Below are 20,617 nucleotides of genomic sequence, written 5' to 3' on the forward strand. Positions count from 1 at the left end.
GCCATCTGCCCGCCGGCACGCACCAGCAGTCGATCGCTCGAGGTACATCTCCCACGTACGGCCCGACGGATCGAGCGTTCTACTCTGGAGCGATGACTGACACGGTCTCGTACGCCATCGGACCCTCGGAGCCCGAACTCCGCGACGTGACGGTCGGTGACCTGCTCGCCGAAGCGGCAGCGGCGGTCCCCGATCGGACGGCGCTGGTCGAAGGGCTCCCCGACCGCGACGCTCGTCGCTCCTGGACCTACCAGGAGCTCTACGACGAATCGGTACGCGTCGCACGGGCCCTGACACAGCGATTCGAACCGGGCGAGCGGGTCGCGGTCTGGGCGCCGAACATCCCCGAGTGGATCCTGCTCGAGTTCGGGTGTGCGCTCGCCGGCGTCACGCTCGTCACCATCAATCCGGCGCTGCGCGAACACGAGGTCCAGTACGTGCTCTGCCAGTCCCGCTCGGCCGGAATGTTCGTGATGAACGAGTTCCGAGGCTCACCGATGCGCGCGATCGCCGACCAGGTCCATCCGTCATGCCCCGATCTCCGCGAGGTCATCAGCTTCGACGACTGGGCTGACTTCGTCGCAGCCGGTCATGATCCCGCCGTCACGCTCCCTGCGGTCGCCCCGAACGATTCGATGATGATCCAGTACACCTCGGGGACCACGGGCTTTCCGAAAGGAGCACTGCTGCATCACCGAGGTCTGGCCAACAACGGAGCACACGTCGCCGACCGGATGGGAATGCGCGAGGAGTCGGTGGCGATCGCCGTGATGCCGTTGTTCCACACCGGCGGCAGCGTCCTGACCGTCCTCGGCGCCGTCTCGACGCATTCGACGTTGGTGCTCGTGCAAGCGTTCGAACCCGGCCTCGTGCTGGAGCTCTTCGACACGTATCGAGGCACCGCCATGATGGGCGTACCGACGATGCTGATCGCGCTGCTCGAACACCCGAGGTTCGCCGAGGTCGATCTGTCGTCGATCGAGGCGATCGTGTCGGGCGGCTCACTCGTTCCCGAGGAGCTCGTGAGGCGCTTCGAAGCCGAGCTCGGCGCGCCGTTCACGATCGTCTTCGGCCAGACCGAGTGCTCACCGGTCGCGTCCATGACCCAGACCTTCGACTCGCTCACTGACAAGGCCCAGACCATCGGGCCGCCGATGCCGCACGTCGAGGTGAAAGTCATCGATCCGGACACTGGCGAGACGCTCCCGATGGGTTCGGTCGGCGAGTACTGCACCCGCGGCTACCACGTCATGTCGAGCTATTTCGACATGCCCGAGCACACGAATGAGGCGATCGATGCCGATGGCTGGCTCCACACCGGCGACCTCTGCGCGATGGACGAGCGCGGCTATTGCACGGTCGAAGGTCGCCTCAAGGACATGATCATTCGCGGCGGAGAGAACATCTACCCGAAGGAGATCGAGGAGCTCCTGTTCGAGCATCCCACGGTCGGCGAGGTGGCCGTGGTCGGCATCCCCGACGACAAGTGGGGTGAGACCGTCGCCGCATTCGTTCGGCCCGCTGCCGGCGCGACCGTCGACCAGCGCGAACTGTTCGCGTATGTCCGCGAGCGCCTCGCCCCGCACAAGACCCCGAAGGACTGGATCGTCGTCGAGGACTTCCCGTTCACCGGGTCCGGGAAGATCCAGAAGTTTCGACTCCGCGAAATGTGGGAAGCTGGCGACTTCTCGTCGTCGACCGATTGCTGACGACCGACGCTGCGGCTCAGACCGTCGGGGTCCAGCGGGCGGCTGCGTGGACGACGCCACCGTGCACGAGCCATGCGTCGGTCGCACCAGCGGACTCGGAGCGCTCGGTGCCGACGCCTCGACGGTCGACGAGCAGGTCGTAGTCGATTCCGTGGGTCACCGGCTGGAGGTACTCCATCTCGCCACTCCCGCTGTGTTGGTGTGCTGCGTCGATCCGTGCGACCTCTTCGAGAAACGCCCAGGTCGACGCGTTGTTGACGTGGTCGAACGGGTCGAGATCGGTCCGGCGGATCGTCCAAGCACGCCGTTCGCAATCATCGGTCGGGCCAGCGAGCGCCAGCCGCGACGACACGCTTCGACCGGCCGCAGATGCAGCGTAAGCCGAGCGAAAATCGTCGCCGACGCGCGCGGGTCGACCGGTTGCGACGTCGATCTGGACCCACAAGCTCACCGCGTCGATCTCGGCGCCCCGTTCGCCGACCAAGCGTGATCGCCGTTCCGCCCAGCTGCGCCCGATGCCGGTGCACCAGGTCGAGGCCTCGAGCCGTTCACCCAGTTTGGCCGCCTGCCCGATCACGATCTTCGTGCGACGCACCAGCCATCCGAACGCACGGTCGAGTTCGGCATCGTCCGCGTCGTCGGTGGCGATGTCTTGCAGCAACCGAGCGGTGGCGTCGAGTCGAAGCCGGCCCACACGATCCACATCGCCGAGCCGAACCTTCGTCCGATCCGAGAAGATCCGCGCGCCGTGGGTGGGCGCAAGCAATTCGACAGCACCGGCAGCGACGGACACGCCCACGATGATGCCAGCGACGAGTCCCGCTCGAAACCGTGTCGTCAGGTCAGCATGCGGCGAATAGCGTGCGGTCATGCCTGATCCAGCCGAATCCGTCTCTGCGCATCGTTCGATTGCCGAGCGCTTCGTCGACCGCCGCAGCCACGCCGGTGCAGTGGCACTCTCCCCCGATGGCGAACACGTCGCGTTCGTGGTGTCGACCACCGATCTCGCGAGGAACACCAGTACGAAGCGGATCTGGCTCGACGACGCTCCGCTCACCGCTGGCGATCACGACTCGAACCCGGCGTGGTCTCCCGATGGCCGATTCGTGGCGTTCACGTCGAAGCGTGGAGCGAAACAGAGCGACACGACCTTGCACGTCCTGCCGATCCATGGACCGGGTGAGACCCGCACGGTGTGTTCGATGCCCGACGGGATCGGCGACGTCGCCTGGTCGCCCGACGGCACGTGGATCGGATTCACGAGCCGCACCCGCGACCAGCGCTACACGAAGGAGGACGAGTCGTGGCAGGCGCCACGCAAGATCGAGCGCTTCTTCAGCCGGCTCAACGACGAGGGCTGGGTCTTCGACCGGCCCAATCACGTGCACGTCGTGCGCGCCGACGGCTCCGCTCCGCCACGCAACCTCACACCCGGCGAGTTCCAGCACGACGGCATCAGTTGGACCGCCGACTCCACCGCCATCGTCACCGACGCACAGCGCCACGACACGTGGGATCTCGACCTCGCGAACGACATCTACCTGATCCCGCTCGACGCCGACGAACATCCCGACACGATTCGTTGTCTCACCGCGCACGACGGCACGTACGGTGCTCCCGCGGTGTCACCAGACGGAACGAAGGTCGCCTTCGTCGGCTACGGCGATCTGCTGACCTACCCACAGAACGCGAAGGTCGGCATCCTGGGGATCGATGCCGACGGCGTGGCCGAGTCCGGCATCACCTGGATCTCGACCGGCCTCGACCGCACGTTCCAGGCGCTCGCCTCGGAGCAACCGCCGGTCTGGGAGACCGACACGACGCTGCTCGCCAGCGCCGAAGATCGAGGCGACACTCACCTGTACCGCCTCGATGTCGACGGCTCCGGCCCGCCCGAGCCCGTCACGCACGGCCCGCTGTCGATCACCTCGTTCGACACCGCCGGAGGTGTGCTCGCATCGACGAGGAGCACCGTCACCGATCCGAGCGAGGTGTTCATCGGCGACGAACGACGCACACACGTCTCCGCCGCCTACGCGGCGAACGCCGTGGGCTGGGAGAAGTTCACGGTTCCGACGACCGACGGAACCGACGAGATCGACTGCTGGATCATGCGGCCGCCCGACTTCGACGAGACACAGACATACCCGGTGCTCCTCAACGTTCACGGCGGACCGTTCACGCAGTACGGCGAAGTCTTCTTCGACGAGATCCAGATGCAAGCCGCAGCCGGCTTCGTCGCCGTGCTCGGCAATCCTCGGGGCGGGAGTGGGCGCCACACCGGGTGGGGACAGGCGATCCTCGGCCCGAAGCACCCGGTCACACCCGGTTCGGGATGGGGCGGACTCGACGTCGACGACGTCCTGGCGATCATCGACGGCACCCTCGATCGGTTCTCGTTCTGCGACCGCGATCGTGTCGGCATGCTCGGCGGGTCCTACGGCGGATTCATGGCCACATGGCTCGCGGCCCATCACGGCGAACGGTTCCGCGGATTGTGTTCCGAGCGGGCGGTCAACAACCTGCTGTCGGAGGAATGGTCGAGCGACATCGCCACTGCCTTCCGCACCGAACACGGCCCGTCGCACATCGACGACCCCGACGTCTACATGGCGTCGTCGCCGATCCGCAACGTCCGCAACATCGACACGCCGATGCTGCTGATCCACTCCGAGCAAGACTGGCGCTGTCCGATCGTGCAGGCCGAAGAGCTCTGGGTGGCACTGAAGTTGCTCGACAAAGAGGTCGACTTCTACCGATTCCCCGGCGAGAACCACGAGTTGTCGCGCAGCGGATCGCCGGTGCATCGGGTGCAGCGAGCCGAGATCATCCTCGACTGGTTCGCCGAAAAGCTCGCTGTCCGCTGACCCCCTGAAGGCGTAACGGTTTGTGTCTGACACAAACCGTTACGCCAGCAGACCGGTGGTGGTGCCACCCGTACCGGGCGCCGGGCACCGTCGTCCGGCGTGCGACGCTCGGTACCGTCACGCTCGTGTTTCGACGTGTGGTGAGATCGATCGACGGCCAAGCGCTGCGCGACATCGTGCCATTGGCGATCCCGGCGATCCCGTTCGGGTTCGTCATCGGTCTCGCCATCACCGAGACCGCGATGCCGACCTGGATCGCGTGGCTGACCGCACCGCTCGTGTTCGCCGGCGCCGCTCAACTCGCGATGGTCACGCTCGCTGGCACGGCCTCCGTCTGGGCGATCATGGCCGCGGTGCTGGTGATCAACACCCGACACGTGATGTACAGCGCGGCGATGGCACCGATCTTCCGGACCCAGCCTCGGTGGATGCGCTGGCTCGGGCCCTTCCTGATGGTCGACCAGGTGTTCGCCCTCGCCGTCCTCCAGGGAGAACGCGACCCGGCGTCGTTCCGTCGCTACTACTCCACCATCGCGATCTTCCTCTTCCTCGTCTGGAACACGGTGGTACCGCTCGGCATGCTGATCGGCCCGGTGATTCCCGACGACTGGCGCCTCGACTTCGCTCCCCCGATCATGTTCGCCGGGCTCGTCCTCTACTCGATCAACCGGGTCCCCGCGGCTGCGGCGGCAGTGGTCGGCGGGCTGACGTCGCTCGCGACCGTCGGGTTGCGCGATCGGCTCGGCATCGTGATCGGCGCGCTCGCCGGTGTCGTCGCTGGCGTGGTCGCCGAGCAGTACCTGGGTGGGCGCATCAACTCAGCTGTGACGACACCGGGGCGAGGCGACGCCGAGATACCGTCGAGCGAGACGACGTCGTGACGACCGCTGCTGCGCTCTCCGTGCTGGCTGTCGCGGCCCTGGGCACCTACTTGGCTCGCAGCGGGCTGATCCTGCTCCTCGCCGACCGGACGCTGCCGACACGCGTCGAACAAGCATTGCAATTCGTCGGCCCCGCTGTGCTCGCCGCGCTCACCATCAACCTCGCTGTCGGCAGCGACGGCATCGGATCGATCGAGTTCGCCGAAGTCGGTGCGCTCACCCTGGCCGGCATCGTCACGATCTGGCGACGCAATCTCGTGCTCACGTTCGTCGTCGGGATGAGCACGCTGTGGCTGCTCGGCGCACTCACCTGAACGCTTCGAAGCAGGTCGAACGAGCCCGACTGGGTACTGTCGCGGCATGTCGAAGATCACGTTGATTGCCAAGCTGACCGCCGCCGAAGGAAAGGGCGCCGAACTCGAAGCAGCACTCGCCGAACTCTGCGCCGCCGCCGATGCCGAAGATGGTCTCGAGGTCTATAGCGCGCATCGCGCCAACGACGAAGAAGGTGTCTACTACTTCTTCGAGATGTACCAAGACGGCGAAGCACTCGCCGTCCATGGCAAGGGTGACGAGATGAAGGAAGCCATGGGCAAGCTCGGCGGCTTCCTCGGTGGACGCCCCGAGATCACCCTGATGACTCCGATTGCGGCCAAAGGGCTCGTCATCTGAGTCAGCCTGCGTCTCGACCGGCGGGCCTCGACTCCTGGCGAGCGTGGCTCACCGTGGTCGCTGCGTTCTTCTCGTCTGCGGTCACCCTCGGCACCGCCTACAGCTTCGGCGCGTTCTTCGAGTCGATGAGCGAGGAGTTCGGTGCCGCGAAGGGTGAGACGGCCGTGATCTTCGGGATCACGACGTTCACGTTCTTCTGGCTCGGCATCCTCACCGGCCGTATGGCCGACCGGTTCGGACCGCGGGTCGTCCTGGCGTTGGGCGCAACGGCGATGTTCGTCGGACTCCTCGCCACGAGTCGCGTCGATTCGTTGGGCCTCGGCTACGTCACCTACGGCGCGGGCGTCGGTGTCGCCGCAGCCTGTGGCTATGTGCCGATGGTCGCAGTGGTCGGTGGATGGTTCGTCCGTCAACGGGCGCTGGCGGTCGGCGTGGCGGTCGCCGGGATCGGCGTGGGGACGCTCGTGCTGTCGCCGTTGTCGGCGGCCCTGATCGATCGGTGGGGATGGCGTGACACCTACGTCGTCTTCGCGTTCGCAGGTGCCGGCGTGCTGCTGGCGTGCATTCCGCTCGTCGATCGCCCCCCGAACGACGGGACCCCGCAGCCGTCCCGATTCCGAGCTGCGGCGGCGAGCCCCGTGTTCCGCCGGTTGCTGATCTCGGCGTTCTTTCTCGGCCTCGCGTTGTTCGTCCCGTTCGTCTTCGTCGGTCAGTACGCAAAAGAACGTGGTGTTTCGCCGGTCGCTGCCGCAGTGCTGGTCGGCGTGCTCGGCGGGTCGAGCGTCGTGTCGAGGATCGGGTTCGGTTCGCTCGTGCGCCGATTCGGTTCGTACCGGCTGTATCGCTCCTGCTTCATCATCCACACGGCGAGCTTCGCCATCTGGTTCGTCGCTGGGTCGTCGTATGCCCTGATGGTGCTGTTCGTGCTCGTGCTCGGCGCCGGCTACGGCGGATTCGTCGCACTCGGTCCCATCGTGATCGCCGACCGAATGGGCGTCGCCGGCCTCGGCTCGATCCTCGGTCTGCTCTACACGGGTCCCGGACTCGGCGGGCTGATCGGACCGCCGAGCGCCGGTTGGCTGATCGACACGACCGACAGCTACCGCTGGGCGATCGGAGCCTGTTTGCTCTGCTCCACCACGGCCGTGCTGGTGCTCACCGGACTCCCCGTCGACGGGGCCGGGCGACTCCGACGAGCCGACGACGCGATCGGGTGACCCCGGAGACACCACCCGGGACGACTCCGGCGAAAGGTCATCGTGCCTGGCACCATGACCTCCGGCGAAAGGTCATCGTGCCTGGCACCATGGCCTATTGGGGCGGTGCGTAACGGGTGGCGAGATGGGCGAGGAGTTCGCGGCACTCGCGTGCACAGTTCGCCAGGATCTCGGCAACGGGCTCCACCGATTCGATACGACCCGCCACCTGTCCGGTGAGCGCCAAGCTCGCGTTCATGTCGCCGCCGAAGTACAGGTCGAGTGCCGTACCGACGAGCGCCGACATCGCGTTGGTTTCGGTGTCGAACTCGAGTGCTTCGCTACGTTCGGTGCGCAACGCGCGCAGCGACGGCGACGTGTGGCGGTTCAAGAACACGGTGTCGGTCTCGGCGGCGTCGACGATCGACTGCTTCCAGTTGTCGTGCACCGGCGATTCAGCCGCCGACACCATCCGCGTGCCCATCTGGATGCCTTCCGCCCCGAGCGCGAACGCAGCCGCCATCGACGCGCCGTCGATCATGCCGCCCGCCGCAATGATGGGCACGTCGACCTTGGATGCGATCAGCGGCAGCAGCACCATCAGCGCCACGTCACGAGGGTTCTTGAACCCGCCGCCCTCGCCGCCCTCGACCACGAGGCCGTCGACGCCCGCCTCGACCGCCTTGAGCGCCCCGTGCAGCGTCGGCACGACATGGAACACCGTGAGCCCCGCCTCCTTGAGCGTGGCCGTGTACTTCATCGGGTTCCCCGCGGAGGTCGTGACGAACCGAACGCCTTGATCGATCACGAACTGCACGATGTCGGGATCGCGCACGAACGCCTGAGCGATGTTGACCCCGAACGGCTTGTCGGTCAGATCGGCCATCTTGGCGATCTCACCACGAACCGCGTCGAGTTCCCCCGACGACGTCTCGATGATGCCCATGCCGCCGGCGTTCGACACCGCCGACGCCAACTGCGCCCGGGCGATCCATCCCATCGGCGCTTGCACGATGGGGAGTTCGACGCCCAACATCTCGGTGACTCGGTTCGGAAAGGTCGTGCTCATCGGGACGATCATGGCAGACCGTCACGTTTCCGTCGGAGGCGAGCCGTCCCGTACGGTCGGCACATGGAACTGAACAACAAGGTCGTGGTCGTCACCGGAGCCGGTTCGGGAATCGGCGAGGCGCTCGCGCGCGCAGCGGTAGCGGAGGGTGCGCGCCACGTCGTCGTGGCCGATCTCGACGGTGTCGGCGCCGCTCGGGTAGCCGACGACATCGGCGGCACTGCGGCCGAACTCGACGTGGCCGACGAGGCGGCGGTCCGGCGTCTGGTCGCCGACACCGAAGCGGCACACGGCCCGATCGGGCTGTTCGCCTCCAACGCAGGCTTCGTGACGAGCGCAGGGCTCGAAGACTCCAACGCCGCGATCCAGAAAATGTGGGAGGTCCACTGCATGGCCCACATCTACGCCGCCCGCGCCGCGCTACCGTCGATGATCGCCCAAGGCGAGGGGTACCTTCTCAACACGGCGTCGGCAGCCGGACTGCTCAGCCAGATCGGCTCGATGACGTACTCGATCACCAAGGCCGCGGCGGTATCCCTCGGCGAATGGCTGTCGATCTCGCATCATCATCAGGGGATCCGGGTGTCGGTGCTGTGCCCGCAGGCAGTGCGTACCAACATCGTGCAGAACAGCCCGGACTTCGACGGCAGCAGTGACCCGGAAACGTTCGAAGGTGGCGTGGCCAGCGGCGACGGTGTCCTCGATCCGGCAGACGTCGCAGCGATGTGCATCGACGCAATCCGAGCCGAGCGATTCCTCGTGCTTCCTCACCCCGAAGTGCAGACCTACGTCGAGCGCAAAGCTACCGACCGCGATCGCTGGCTCACGGGGATGCGCCGATTCCAGAACGCGCTCCACCCCGATGGCGTGCTCCCGGGCGACGCCATCGCGCCGACCATCTGAGACGGCGGACCGCCAGACGTCCCGACAGCGGGTGGTTCCCGCAGCGCGGCTACGCCGCGTCGAACGTCATCGTGCGACGCGAGATCGCGTCGCGCACTTCGATGATCGTCAGGACGACGAAGAACTGGGCAACGGCGACGAACGCCACCGACGCTGACGCTGCCGTGTCGAGGTGATAACTGATCGTCAGCCCGATCACGACCGACAGCCAACCGAACACGACGCCGACGAGCATCGCGATCGGCATACGCCGCACGAGCAGCACGGCCGTGGCGGGCGGTGCGACCAGCAGGCCGAACACGAGCAGTGTCCCGACGACTCGGAAGGTCGACACGACCGACAGCGCAAGCAGCATCAGCATCGCGACATGAGCGACGCCCGGACGCATGCCGAGCACCTCGGCCTTCTCTCGGTTGACGGCAAGCGCGAGGAATGCACGGTGACCGATGACGAGGCCTGCGATGGTCACCCCGAGCGCGCCAAGTCCGAGCCAGAGGTCTCCGCTGCGCACGCCCAACACGTCGCCGAACAAGAACGACGTGAGGTCGCCGGCAAAGGTGACCTCACGACTGATCAGCACCACGCCGAGGGCGAGCATGCCGACGAACAACAACCCGATCGCCGTGTCGTCCGACAGACGGGTCGTCCGATGCACGACGTTGATGCCGAACACCATCACCAGGGCGCTTGCCATCGCTCCGAGCGTCACGTCGAATCCCCAGATGACCGCCAGCGCGATTCCCGGCAGGACACCGTGCGCCATCGCGTCGCCGAAGAACGCGAGCCCGCGCACCACCACCCAGGTGCCGATCAGCGCCGTGGTGGTGGCGGCGAGCAGACCGCCCATGAGCGCTCGCTGCGTGATCTGTGAACCGAACGCGTCGGTGAAGAGATCGAACATCGCAGCGATCGTGTCAGATCACGCGAGCGCGTCGGCAATCAACGTGGCGTTGAGCGACAGATAGTCGAGATAGGTCTCGGCACCTGAACCGGGTTCGCCGAGCGAGCCCGAGTACAACTGCACAATGGTGAGATCGCCGCCGACCTGGTCAGCGAGCGCCTGTGCCAGGCGATCCGACTCGGTCGTCTCGGCGAAGATCGCCGGAACCCCGAGCTCTCGGATCATGCCGGTGAGATCGTCGAGGTCGGATGCGGACACGTCAGCCGACGTGGTGAGCGATGGGATGATCGCTCCCACCACGTCGAGGTCGTAGCGATCGGCGAAGTAGCCGAAGGCGTCGTGGTTCGTGATGAGCACACGACGCTCGGCAGGGATCGGTTCCAACGTGGCGCGGACTTCGTCGTCCTTGGCCTGGAGGGCCTCGACGTAGTCGGCGATGTTCGCTTCGATGGTGCTGGCATCGAGACCGAGTTCGATCAACTCGTCCCCCAGCGCCTCGACGACTGACACCATGGCCATCGGATCCATCCACACGTGCGGGTCGACACCGCCATGGTCATGGTCATGGTCATGGTCGTGGTCGTCCTCGACCGCCTTGTCCTCGTCGCCGTGATCCTCGTCGCCATGGTCCTCGTCGCCATGGTCATGATCCTCGTCGCCATGATCCTCGTCGCCGTGGTCATGATCCCCGTCGCCATGATCCTCGTCGCCATGATCCTCGTCGCCATGGTCCTCGTCGCCATGGTCATGATCCTCGTCGCCATGATCCTCGTCGCCATGATCCTCGTCGCCATGGTCATGATCCGAATGACCCTCGTCGGCCTCGAGGCTGAGTCCCGCATGATCGGTGAACGCGAACACCCGTGTTCCGCTGTCGGCGACGGCGTCGATCACTCCGGCGAGGCCTTCTTCCAGGCCCAGACCGTTCACCACGAGCAGATCGGCCTGCTCCATCGCCTCGGCGTCTCGCGCTGAGGGCGCAAAGTCGTGGGGATCGGCACCGAGCGGCATCACGACCTCGACCTCGACGAGCGTCGGCACGGCGTCACCGAGCGCGGCTCGCACGATGTCGCCGTGGATCGATGCGGTCACGACCACCGAGAGCGGCTCGATGTCGCCAGCCTCCTCGGCCACGGTCGTCGGCGCGGCGCTCTCCGTGGCCACCGGCTCGGGCTCCGGCTCAGCATTCGGCTCCGGTGCCGCAGTGTCGGCCGGGGCATCCGCGTCGGTCTCAGCGGGCGACTCGCTGGTCGTATCGTCGCTGCCGCACGCTGTCAGCCCGAGCGCAACAGCGAATGCCAACGCCGCACTCTTCTTGGCCACACCGGTTTTGATAGTGAGACTCTTTCTCATAACCACATGGTAGGTCGGCAGCCCACCATCGCCAACGTCGGGAGCGCGCAAAGCCGCAACAAGGCGCAGCGACGCGTGTGACTCAGGCGCAGTTCGCGCAGTGGCCGTACACGTCGAGGTTGTGATGCGCCGCGACGAAGCCATCCGAACGCTGGAGCGCTGCGAGTGCCACGGCCAGCGCCTGTTCCACTGCGTCGTCGAACACGACGTCGGCGACGGAGCCACACGACTCACAGATCAGATGATGGTGGTGCTCGGTCAGCGCCTCCGACAACTCATAGAGCGAATGGTCGCCGCCGTGGCTGAGCCGACGAACCACCCCGGCCTCTTCGAGCAGCGACAGATTCCGGTACGCCGAACTCTGCGCGAGATCGTCCGACATCTCGAGCAACTCCGGCAGCGTGACCGGGCCGCCCGCTCGACGGAGTCCGGCGACGACGGCACGACGGCCGGTGGTGTAGCGGAGGTCGTGATCGGCCAGTTGTTGGGTGACCGCCCGATCGAGTTCGTTGGTCGACGACATGACGAGCGTCAGGATAGTGCTCGACCCGAATCGTCGGCGGCCCGGCCAGCGCTCCGACGCGGCCGGTCAGTCCGCACCGACCGCTCGCTCGGCGATCAACCGTTCGATCTCCTCCTCGGTCAGCCCGGCCTCGGCCAGCAACATCCGGCTGTGCTCACCGAGACGGGGCGCCGGGGTCGAAGGGGCGAGATCGACGCCACGAATCCGCATCGGTGCGCGCACCGACCGGTACGAACCGAGCGCAGGATGCTCGATCGTGGGAAACACGCCGATCGCCTCCGCCTGCGGATCGGCGGCGACCTCGTGGAGACCGAGGACCGGCCCCCAGATCAGCCCGTGTTCGTCGAAGATCGCTCCCCACTCGTCGCGCGTCTTCTGCGCCAGCGTCTCGTCGATGATGTCGACGAGTTCGGACAGGTTGTCGAAACGCGCCTTCACCGAGTCGAAGCGCGGGTCGTCCACGAGATGGTCAAGGCCGACCGCAGCGCAGAAACGCGGGAACGCCGAGGCCTGCGGCATGTTGAACACGACCCACTGGCCGTTCGCGCACGGGTAGCGGTTGGTCAGCGGCGTGATCTGCTGACGTCGCGATCTGTGCCGGACGGGTGCATGATCAGCAGCGGTGACCGCGTAGTCGCTGGCGAGCGTCCACGCAGCGGTTTCGAACAGCGAGGTCTCGACGACCTGCCCCTCCCCCGTCCGCTCGGCGAGGCGAAGCGCAGCCAGGATCCCGGCGACCAGCGCGAGCCCGGTCGTGTGATCGCCCTGAGCAGGGCGCGCCATCGCGACCAGCCCATCGCTCGATTCCCGCATCGAGTCGTACAGGCCCGATCGGCCGAAGAACGCGGTGACGTCGTAACCGGGGCGCCAAGCCTCCGGCCCGTCGGTGCCGTACCCGGTCAGCGTCGCGTGCACGAGGCCGGGGCGGATCTCGAACAGCGTGTCGGGGTCCAGCCCAAACTTCGCCTGACGCCGCGGCAGCAGATTGCACATGAACACGTCGGCGTCGGCGCAGAGCCGGCGCACGACATCGGCGCCTCCCGTCGAGCCGAGATCGACTGCGATCGAGCGCTTGCCCCGGTTGTCGACATCGAACACGAAGTCGTAGCCACGCAGGTCCCCGTCGACCTTGGCCGGACGACCCGTCCCGCGCATCGCATCGCCTTCGAGGGGTTCGACCTTGATCACCGTGGCACCCAGGTCGGCAAGGATCGCCCCGGCGCTCGGCGCCGCCATCCAGCTGTCGACCTCGACGACGGTCACATCCTCCAGGGGCTTCATCGACGCGGCGTCACCCGACGGCTCGTTCATCGGTCGTTCTCCATCACCGCAGTGTCACGCGGTGACGGTGGCAGCGAAGAATCCGCGGAGCGCCTCGGCCATCTCGGCTCGGTAGGGCGCGCCGGTCAACAACGCTCCGACGGCCACGATCGAGGTGTGGATCTGCCCGCGAGCCACCACGTGTCGAACCGACACGCCGGCGTCGGCGAGCGCTTCGGCGTAGGCGTTGCCTTCATCGCGCAACGGGTCGAACTCGCAGGTGACGATCATCGCCGGCGGCAAGCCGACCAGCGACTCTGCGCGCAACGGCGACACCCGAGGATCGCTGCGATCCTCGACGTCGACGTAATGATCCCAGAACCAGGTCATCAGGGCCTTGGTCAGGATGTAGCCGTCGCCGTTCTCTCGGTACGACTCGCGATCGAAGTCGCAGTCGGTGACCGGCGAGAGCAGCACCTGTCCGCACAGGGACGGGCCGCCTTCGTCCCGTGCACGCTGGGCGACCACGGCCGCCACGTTCGCGCCGGCGCTCCAGCCGGCGACCGCGAGTTCGCCAGGGCGCCCGCCGAGCGCCTCGGCGTGTTCGGCGACCCATCGTGTTGCGGCGAACCCGTCGTCGGCCGCCGCCGGGAACCTCGCTTCGGGAGCATGCCGGTAGTCGACCGACACGATGACGGAATCCGACTGGTTGCAGAGGTCGCGGCACAGCGCGTCGTCGGAGGTGGCGTTGCCGATCACCCAACCGCCGCCGTGGAAGTAGACCGTGACCGGGTGCGGTCCCGGTGTCGCCGGCCGGTAGAGCCGATACGCGAGCTCGGTCACACCGTCCGCCGCGGGCAGGGTGCCGTCGACGACGTCGCCGACCTCTGGGCCGGGCGGATTGGCAGCCGACATCGCCTCCGAGAACGCTCGTGCCTCGACCGGCGACATCGTGTCGAACGACGGCAGCCCCATCTCCGCCATCATCTCGAGCAGGATCATCACGTCGGGCTGCACTCGACACACCACACCGTCGTTGACGACCGAGCGATCAGCACCACGCAACTCGAAGCCGAGATGGTCGCGCTCGACGACCTGGTCACAGATGCCCCGGTAGCGGTCGACGCCACCGAGGTAGGGCAGCACGACCCGCGGCTTGCCGGGGACGTTCGCCCCCATGTACCAGGAGTTCGCCTGCGGGAACAGGGTGATGTCGGCGAAGTCGTTCGTGTGGGTGACCCAACCGTCTTGGGCCAACTGCGTCGGCTCGATCGTGTCGAGCCCGTTGGCGCGCAGGTGCTCGATGGCCGCCGTGATCCAATCGACGTGCTGCTCGATCGAGACCGCCATGTTCGACATCACCGACGGACTCTGCGGCCCGGTCACCATGAACAGGTTCGGGAAGCCGTGCGACATCAGCCCCAGGTAGGTCTGCGGTCCGTCGGCCCAGACGTCGCGGAGTTGCGCACCGTCGCGTCCGGCGATGTCGACGGCGACGATCGCCCCGGTCATCGCGTCGAACCCGGTGGCGAACACGATCGCGTCGAACTCGTACGAGGTCGCACCGTCGCCGTCGACGACGTCGATCCCCGATTCGGTGATCTCGCTGATCGGCGTCGAGCGGAGATCGACGAGGCGCACGTGCGCTTCGTTGAAGGTCTCGTAGTAGTTCGTGTCGAGGCACAACCGCTTCGTGCCGATCGGATACGACGTCGGGCACAGCGCCTCGGCGGTCGCCGGATCCTGGACGATCGAGCGGATCTTGCTCCGGACGAACTCCGCGGCGGTTTCGTTGGACGCAGGGTTCAGCAGCAGGTCGTTGTACGCGCTGGTCAGCGAGAAGATGGTGCCGTCTTGCCAGGCCTGTTCGTAGCGAGCCAAGCGGGCCTCGTCCGACACCGCGAGCGCGCTGTCGGTCGCCTGTTCCAATGGAACGCCGACCGACGACCAGCGAGCCGAGTGCCGGTAGGCGTCGCGGTCGGACTCGACCGCGGACCGCTTGGCGTCGTCGACCGGGCCATTGCGGGCAGGCAGCGAGAAGTTCGGCGTCCGCTGGAACACCGTGAGCTCGCTGGCCTGGCTGGCGATGATGGGAATCGACTGGATTGCGGACGAGCCGGTGCCGATCACGGCGACGCGTTTGCCGGTGAAGTCGACCCCCTCGTGCGGCCATCGACCGGTGTAGTACGTCTCGCCGTCGAAGCGCTCCGCTCCGGCGATGTCGAGGTCTTTCATCGACGACAAGCAACCGCTGGCCATCACGTAGTACCGGCACGTGGTCTCGACGCCGTCGTCGGTCGTGATGCGCCACAGCCGCTCGGCGTCGTCCCACACCGCACCCTCGACGCGCGTCGAGAACTGGACGTCGCGCCGCAGGTCGTGCTTGTCGGCAACGAAGTTCAGGTAGCGAAGGATCTCGGGCTGGGTCGCGTAGCGCTCCGACCACTCCCATTCGTGTTCGAGCTCCGGGTCCCACGAGTACTGGTAGTCGATGCTCTGGACGTCGCAGCGGGCGCCGGGATACCGGTTCCAGTACCACGTGCCGCCGACGCCGTCGCCGGTCTCGAAAGCCCGAACGCTGAGACCGGCCTGGCGACACGAGTGCACCAGGTACAGCCCGGCGAAACCTGCGCCGACGACGATCACGTCGAGATCGACGTCCGGGGTGCGGTTCTGCTCGTTCATGACAACCTCCGTTTCGCGCCGGGAGACACCACCCGGCGTGACCATCATCACACGACCCGAGGGCGGCAGTCGAGACGGCGACGTTGCCGCTCCGCTGACGCTCGGTCGGTAGTGTCGCGGCGTGGCAGCCAACGGCGAATCGGCATCGTCGAGGCGTGCCGCGGTTCGGCGTGTCGTCGCGAATCGACGGCTGCGCAGCGCGCTTCGTGGGTTCGGTGGGTTCTCGCTCGCCGAGTACGGCGGCTGGCTGGCGATCATGCTCGTCGCATACGAGCGTGGCGGCGCGGGCGAAGCCGGCATCGTCGCCGTGCTGCTGCTGCTTCCCGCAGCGGTCGCCTCGCCGCTCATCGCGACGCTCGGAGACCTCGCGGCGCGCGAGCGGGTGTTGACGCTCGGTTTCCTCACGACGGCAGCACTCCTCGGGGCAACCGGAGTGGCCGTGGTCGCCGAGGCGCCGGCCGTCGTCATCTACGGACTCGCCGTCCTGTTCTCGATGTCGATCATGTTCGCCAGGCCGGCGATGGGTGCGTTGATCCCTGTCGAAGCGCGCAGCGCGGACGAGTTGACGGCCGCCAACGTCGCTGTCGGGTTCGTCGGCACGGCTGGAGCACTCGCCGGACCAGCGCTGGCGGCGCTCATCGTCATCGAGGGAACGCCGGGACAGGCGCTGCTGGTGCTCGCCGGGCTCGCCGGTGTCGCCGGGCTGTCGACGATCGGTGCAGGCACCTCCGCGCAGCCCGAAGCGACCGACGACGACCCCGACCTCGGCTCGCCCTTGCGCGCCATGGCCGACGGCTTCCAGACGCTGCGCTCGGACGCCCGCATCTCGTCGTTGGTGGTGTCGATCAGCGCCACGTCGGTCCTCATCGGCGCCGTCGACGTCGGGGCGGTGATCCTCGCCCTCGACGTACTGGGGGACGACGAGTCCGTTGCCGGTCTTCTGACGACGATGTTCGGGCTGGGCGCCGTCCTCGGATCGGTGGGCAGCGTCGCCCTCGTCGGACGTCAACGTCTCGCTCGGACGCTGACGGCGAGTGTCGGCGCTGCCGGTGCATCCCTCGCGATCGTGGGAGCGAGCAGCATCCTCGTTCTGACGGTCGTGCTGTTGGTCGTCGCCGGACTCGCCGTTTCACTGGCCGAGGTCGCCGCGCGCACCATGATGCAAGGGCTCACCTCCGACGACACGCTGTCGCGACTCTTCGGAGTGCTGGAAGGGACACAGGCGCTCGGATTGGCGGCTGGCGGGTTCGCAGTGTCGATGGCGACGGTTGCGTTCGGCCCCACCGCTGCGTTCGCTGGCGTGGCAGGTGCTGTCGCCGTGGTCGCGATGACCACCTGGCGTCGGCTCGCATCGATCGACCGCGAACGACACGTCGCGCCGCTACCCCTGTACGACCTGCTTCGCAGCACCGCCGTGTTCGGTGCGCTGCCGCCGTACGTGATCGAGCAGCTGAGCCAACGGTTCCACCTGACGCACCACGAGGCCGGATCGTCGATGCTGCGCCGCGGTGGCCGCGGGCGCCACGTCGGGGTGATCGACAGCGGCAGCGTGACCGTGACCCTCGACGACGGGGCCACCGTCGAACGAGGACGCGGCTCGATCGTCGGTGAGATCGCCGTCCTCCGCAACGCCGAGCGGTCCGCCGACGTCGACGCCGGTCCCGACGGTGCCGACGTGTACTGGATCGATGGCGTCGCCTTCCTCGACGCCATCAGTCGCGTGCGTCGTAGCCATGCTCGCGCCGAAGCCGAAGCGAGCCGACGTCTCGGCGAGACCGCCTGAGAAGTCGGTCGTCGCTCGACACGACCCGCTGCGTCAGTTCGCCGTGAACTCGACGCGCAGCCGCGGTCGGAGGCGTGAGCGCAGCACGAGCCCGACGAGCAGCAGGGCGCCCGCCACGCTGACGATCGTCATCGGGTGCGTTCCGGTCGCCGGGAGTTGGGTGACCGGTCCACCGGGCTGGCCGAGCGGGATCTGCGGTTGCGCCGGAGGTACGGGAGGTGCCGGCGGTGGCGGCGGGTCGAGCGTCATCGCCATGCGCAGCACCACCGTCTGGTCGATGGCACCACTGCCGACGGTGATCGACAGCGCTGCTTCGCCGGCGACCAGGTCGGCCGCCGACACGACGATGTCGATCGATGCGTCGTAGGTCTCACCGGGCTGCAGCGTCACGACGGTGTCGATCGGTGCGGAACGGGCGGAGCGCACCGCGGAGGCCGCTCCGTCGACGGTGACCCCGTCGAACGAGACCGGCATCGTGCCGGTGTTCTGAACCTGCACCAACACATGGATCGTCTCGTCGACCCAGTACCCGGCGGCACTCGACGGGCTGGACAGCTCGGTCACCGTCACCTCGAAGCGCTCGAACGGCAACTCGACCCGCGCGCTCGCTTCGCCCGACAACGTCATGCCGTCGGCGACCAGGGAGACGTCGAGCCCCAGGTCCGCGTGCCCGAGGTCGAGATCGGCCTGCGTCAGGTCGCGCTCGATGTCACATCGCCACGTCCGAGCAGCGGTCGACACACACGTCGCTGCGTCGTCGGAATCGACGACCGGTTGGCCGGTCGATGTCGCGGCAGCACCGAGCATCTTGACCTGGAAGCCCTGCACGACGCTGTGCGGGCGACCGTGGTCGCCTTCGACGTCGTAACCGTTGGGCGGCGTGGCCGCGGGCGCCAACGCGGTGACGGTGATCGACCGCGACGGCGCCTGATCGCTCCATTCGTCGTCGAACGCTGCGAGTCCGTCGAGCAGGGTGATGCCCAGATCGACGGCGAACGTCGACGCCGAGCGGTCGGCGGCGGTCACGGGGAGGGTGAGGTCACAGGTGTAGTCCGAGGACGCGGCGAGCGTGCCGAGCCCGAACGTGTCGATTCCCGCGGCGATCGTCAGGGCGCCATCGGGCCCGGTGCACGAGTCGACGGTCGCGCCGGCGATCGGTTCGAGCACGACGCCGATCGGCGGTCCCGGTCGGGTCGACAGTCGGATGGTCGCCTCGGTCGTCTCGCCGGTCACGTCGAAGCCCGTGGTGAGCAGCTCGAACTCGACGCCGGACGCCGACAGCAGTGCGGGGTCCGCCTGACGGTCGATGTCACCATCCGCGATGAGGCGGGCGCCCAACTCCACGTCGACCAGCCCGGCGGGTTCGATGGCGGCAGCGTCGATGTCGACGCCGAACCCACGAACCGACCCGGCCTCGGTGACCGTGTTCCAGAGTTGGAGGTTGTTCTCGAAGCGGCAGACGTTCGTGCCGATGATGTCGTCACACCCCGTGATGGTCACGCCCGGTGCCGGGTACAGCGGCATCTCGAAACGCCCCCACGCAGGAACCTGGTCGAGCTTGATGGTGACGCTGCCGGTCGTGCTGGCCGTCGACGACGCGCCGGCAACGGCCGGGGTCGGCAACCAGACGATGTCGTCGTCGAGTTCCACCACGAACTCGACGTAGCGCTCGGCGACCTCGAACGGGATGGGCAAGCTGGCGTCGACGTCGTCGGGGAAGGTCAGGTCGTCGTCGACGAGGTCACTGTCGCCGGGGACGAGCGACGTCGCTCGCACCAGGATCGGGGTGTTGGCCACCAGGTCGGCGTTGCTCAAGGTTCGGCTCGATGTGCAGGTGACCGTCTGGCCGGGCGCCAGCGTGAGCGCAGCGACGGACGATCCGGAACAGTCGAGGTTGCCGAGACTGCCGCCGGTGAGGACGAAGTCGGTCAGTTCGATCGTGCCCTGGTTCTCCAGATCGAGTGAGATCGAGAGTTGGTCGCCGACGGCGGGGGCGACAGGGTCGACGGTGATGTCGAGCCCGAGACGCCGTTCGACGAACACGTCGACCGAGCGTTCGAACACGGCGATCGGGAAGCCGTCGGCGAACACGGTGGCCGACATCGGCGCTGCCAGGTCGATGAAGTCGGCGGCGCCGAGCGAACGGGTGAGTGTGCAGTTCAGGGCCGTCGTCGTCGCGGGTGGGCAGCCACCCACCGTCGTCCCGGCAACGGAACCGACGGAGAGCAGCACGGCGGTGTCTGCTGCGACACCGAGCGTGTACGACAACTCGTCGTTCATCGCTCGCGGGGTGAACGGTACGTACGCTCCCCCGTTCAGTTGGAGCGCACCCGCCACGAAGTCGACGTCCACCGGCTCGAAGTCGACCGGTGACGTGCCGCGTGCCGTCTCGTTGCTGAACACGTCGTGTTCGATGACGTCGATGTCACCGCTCGCGGGCGGGCTCGCAGGAAGCGCCAGTCCGAGGGTCAGGTCGCATGACACGACGGTCGTCGCCGGCAGCAAGGCCTCGATGACGGCGGCGCCGCCGATCACGGTCGTCGCCAGGTCGCTCCCGCCGCTGGTGCACGAGGCTCCGACGACGGTGCCCTCGACCTCGACGTGGGTGATCGCGGCGTTCGAGTCGGTCGTGAAGCCGACCGTCACCGGCGTCTCCGGGCCGAACTCGCCGTAGTAGATGGTGTCCGGAGCCGTGACGGCAGTCGCCGCCGACGCCGTGGCCGCGGGGACGACCACGGCCAACCCGGCGACGAGCCCGATCGCTGCCGTCGTACGGACGCTCGCTCGGAGGATGGGGAGTGGAGAGTTCATGATG

The 20,617-nt window shown here is 67.3% G+C and carries 16 protein-coding genes; 8 read left to right on the top strand and 8 right to left on the bottom strand.

Annotated features, from left to right (window positions below):
• The first annotated feature begins 92 nt into the window (after positions 1-92).
• The gene (locus tag ACE37B_RS18320) at positions 93-1,709 is read left to right on the top strand and encodes an AMP-binding protein (RefSeq protein ID WP_409924780.1); all 1,617 of its coding nucleotides are present in this window, start codon (positions 93-95) and stop codon (positions 1,707-1,709) included.
• Between the two features lie 16 nt (positions 1,710-1,725).
• Here the strand turns inward: ACE37B_RS18320 and ACE37B_RS18325 are convergent, their stop codons facing one another.
• Positions 1,726-2,580, bottom strand: coding sequence for an acyl-ACP thioesterase domain-containing protein (locus ACE37B_RS18325; protein WP_409924781.1), 855 nt, complete (start codon positions 2,578-2,580; stop codon positions 1,726-1,728).
• Here ACE37B_RS18325 and ACE37B_RS18330 point away from each other — a divergent pair.
• The 5 genes from ACE37B_RS18330 to ACE37B_RS18350 all read left to right on the top strand — a co-directional run bounded on the left by ACE37B_RS18330 (position 2,579) and on the right by ACE37B_RS18350 (position 7,346).
• The gene (locus ACE37B_RS18330; RefSeq protein WP_409924782.1) at positions 2,579-4,576 is read left to right on the top strand and encodes a prolyl oligopeptidase family serine peptidase; all 1,998 of its coding nucleotides are present in this window, start codon (positions 2,579-2,581) and stop codon (positions 4,574-4,576) included. The two genes, ACE37B_RS18325 and ACE37B_RS18330, sit on opposite strands and share 2 nt — an antisense overlap.
• A 125-nt stretch (positions 4,577-4,701) precedes the next feature.
• The gene (locus ACE37B_RS18335) at positions 4,702-5,457 is read left to right on the top strand and encodes an AzlC family ABC transporter permease (protein ID WP_409924783.1); all 756 of its coding nucleotides are present in this window, start codon (positions 4,702-4,704) and stop codon (positions 5,455-5,457) included.
• Entirely contained in the window at positions 5,454-5,771 is a 318-nt protein-coding gene (locus tag ACE37B_RS18340) for an AzlD domain-containing protein (RefSeq protein WP_409924784.1), read from the top strand. The genes ACE37B_RS18335 and ACE37B_RS18340 overlap by 4 nt, the downstream gene beginning before the upstream one ends.
• 46 nt (positions 5,772-5,817) lie before the next feature.
• Positions 5,818-6,129, top strand: coding sequence for a putative quinol monooxygenase (locus ACE37B_RS18345; protein ID WP_409924785.1), 312 nt, complete (start codon positions 5,818-5,820; stop codon positions 6,127-6,129).
• A gap of 53 nt (positions 6,130-6,182) precedes the next feature.
• The gene (locus ACE37B_RS18350) at positions 6,183-7,346 is read left to right on the top strand and encodes an MFS transporter (RefSeq protein ID WP_409924786.1); all 1,164 of its coding nucleotides are present in this window, start codon (positions 6,183-6,185) and stop codon (positions 7,344-7,346) included.
• Between the two features lie 94 nt (positions 7,347-7,440).
• Here ACE37B_RS18350 and ACE37B_RS18355 read toward each other — a convergent pair whose 3' ends face one another.
• Positions 7,441-8,394 carry an NAD(P)H-dependent flavin oxidoreductase gene (locus ACE37B_RS18355; RefSeq protein ID WP_409924787.1) on the bottom strand — a complete coding sequence of 318 codons (954 nt, stop codon included), beginning with the start codon at positions 8,392-8,394 and terminating at the stop codon, positions 7,441-7,443.
• A gap of 63 nt (positions 8,395-8,457) precedes the next feature.
• On the opposite strand from ACE37B_RS18355, the gene ACE37B_RS18360 reads away from it, so the two are divergent.
• Positions 8,458-9,297 carry an SDR family oxidoreductase gene (locus ACE37B_RS18360; RefSeq protein ID WP_409924788.1) on the top strand — a complete coding sequence of 280 codons (840 nt, stop codon included), beginning with the start codon at positions 8,458-8,460 and terminating at the stop codon, positions 9,295-9,297.
• Between the two features lie 49 nt (positions 9,298-9,346).
• On the opposite strand, the gene aztB is transcribed toward ACE37B_RS18360, so the two are convergent.
• The 5 genes from aztB to ACE37B_RS18385 form a co-directional block, all read right to left on the bottom strand.
• A complete protein-coding gene (aztB, locus tag ACE37B_RS18365) occupies positions 9,347-10,198 on the bottom strand; it encodes a zinc ABC transporter permease AztB (RefSeq protein WP_409924789.1) in 852 nt (283 codons plus the stop codon).
• 18 nt (positions 10,199-10,216) lie between these two features.
• Positions 10,217-11,521: a metal ABC transporter solute-binding protein, Zn/Mn family gene (locus tag ACE37B_RS18370; protein WP_409924790.1), complete on the bottom strand. Its 1,305-nt coding sequence runs from the start codon at positions 11,519-11,521 to the stop codon at positions 10,217-10,219.
• A gap of 112 nt (positions 11,522-11,633) precedes the next feature.
• A complete protein-coding gene (locus ACE37B_RS18375) occupies positions 11,634-12,074 on the bottom strand; it encodes a Fur family transcriptional regulator (RefSeq protein WP_409924791.1) in 441 nt (146 codons plus the stop codon).
• Between the two features lie 66 nt (positions 12,075-12,140).
• A complete protein-coding gene (locus ACE37B_RS18380) occupies positions 12,141-13,385 on the bottom strand; it encodes a CaiB/BaiF CoA transferase family protein (RefSeq protein ID WP_409924792.1) in 1,245 nt (414 codons plus the stop codon).
• A 24-nt stretch (positions 13,386-13,409) separates the two neighbouring features.
• On the bottom strand, positions 13,410-16,019 hold the full coding sequence (locus tag ACE37B_RS18385; protein WP_409924793.1) for a flavin-containing monooxygenase: 2,610 nt from the start codon (positions 16,017-16,019) through the stop codon (positions 13,410-13,412).
• A gap of 121 nt (positions 16,020-16,140) precedes the next feature.
• On the opposite strand from ACE37B_RS18385, the gene ACE37B_RS18390 reads away from it, so the two are divergent.
• A complete protein-coding gene (locus ACE37B_RS18390; RefSeq protein WP_409924794.1) occupies positions 16,141-17,802 on the top strand; it encodes a cyclic nucleotide-binding domain-containing protein in 1,662 nt (553 codons plus the stop codon).
• 33 nt (positions 17,803-17,835) lie between these two features.
• On the opposite strand, the gene ACE37B_RS18395 is transcribed toward ACE37B_RS18390, so the two are convergent.
• Positions 17,836-20,613, bottom strand: coding sequence for a hypothetical protein (locus ACE37B_RS18395; RefSeq protein WP_409924795.1), 2,778 nt, complete (start codon positions 20,611-20,613; stop codon positions 17,836-17,838).
• Positions 20,614-20,617 lie beyond the last annotated feature (4 nt).

This window comes from Ilumatobacter sp., assembly GCF_046290335.1.
Classification (GTDB): Bacteria; Actinomycetota; Acidimicrobiia; order Acidimicrobiales; family Ilumatobacteraceae; genus Ilumatobacter_A.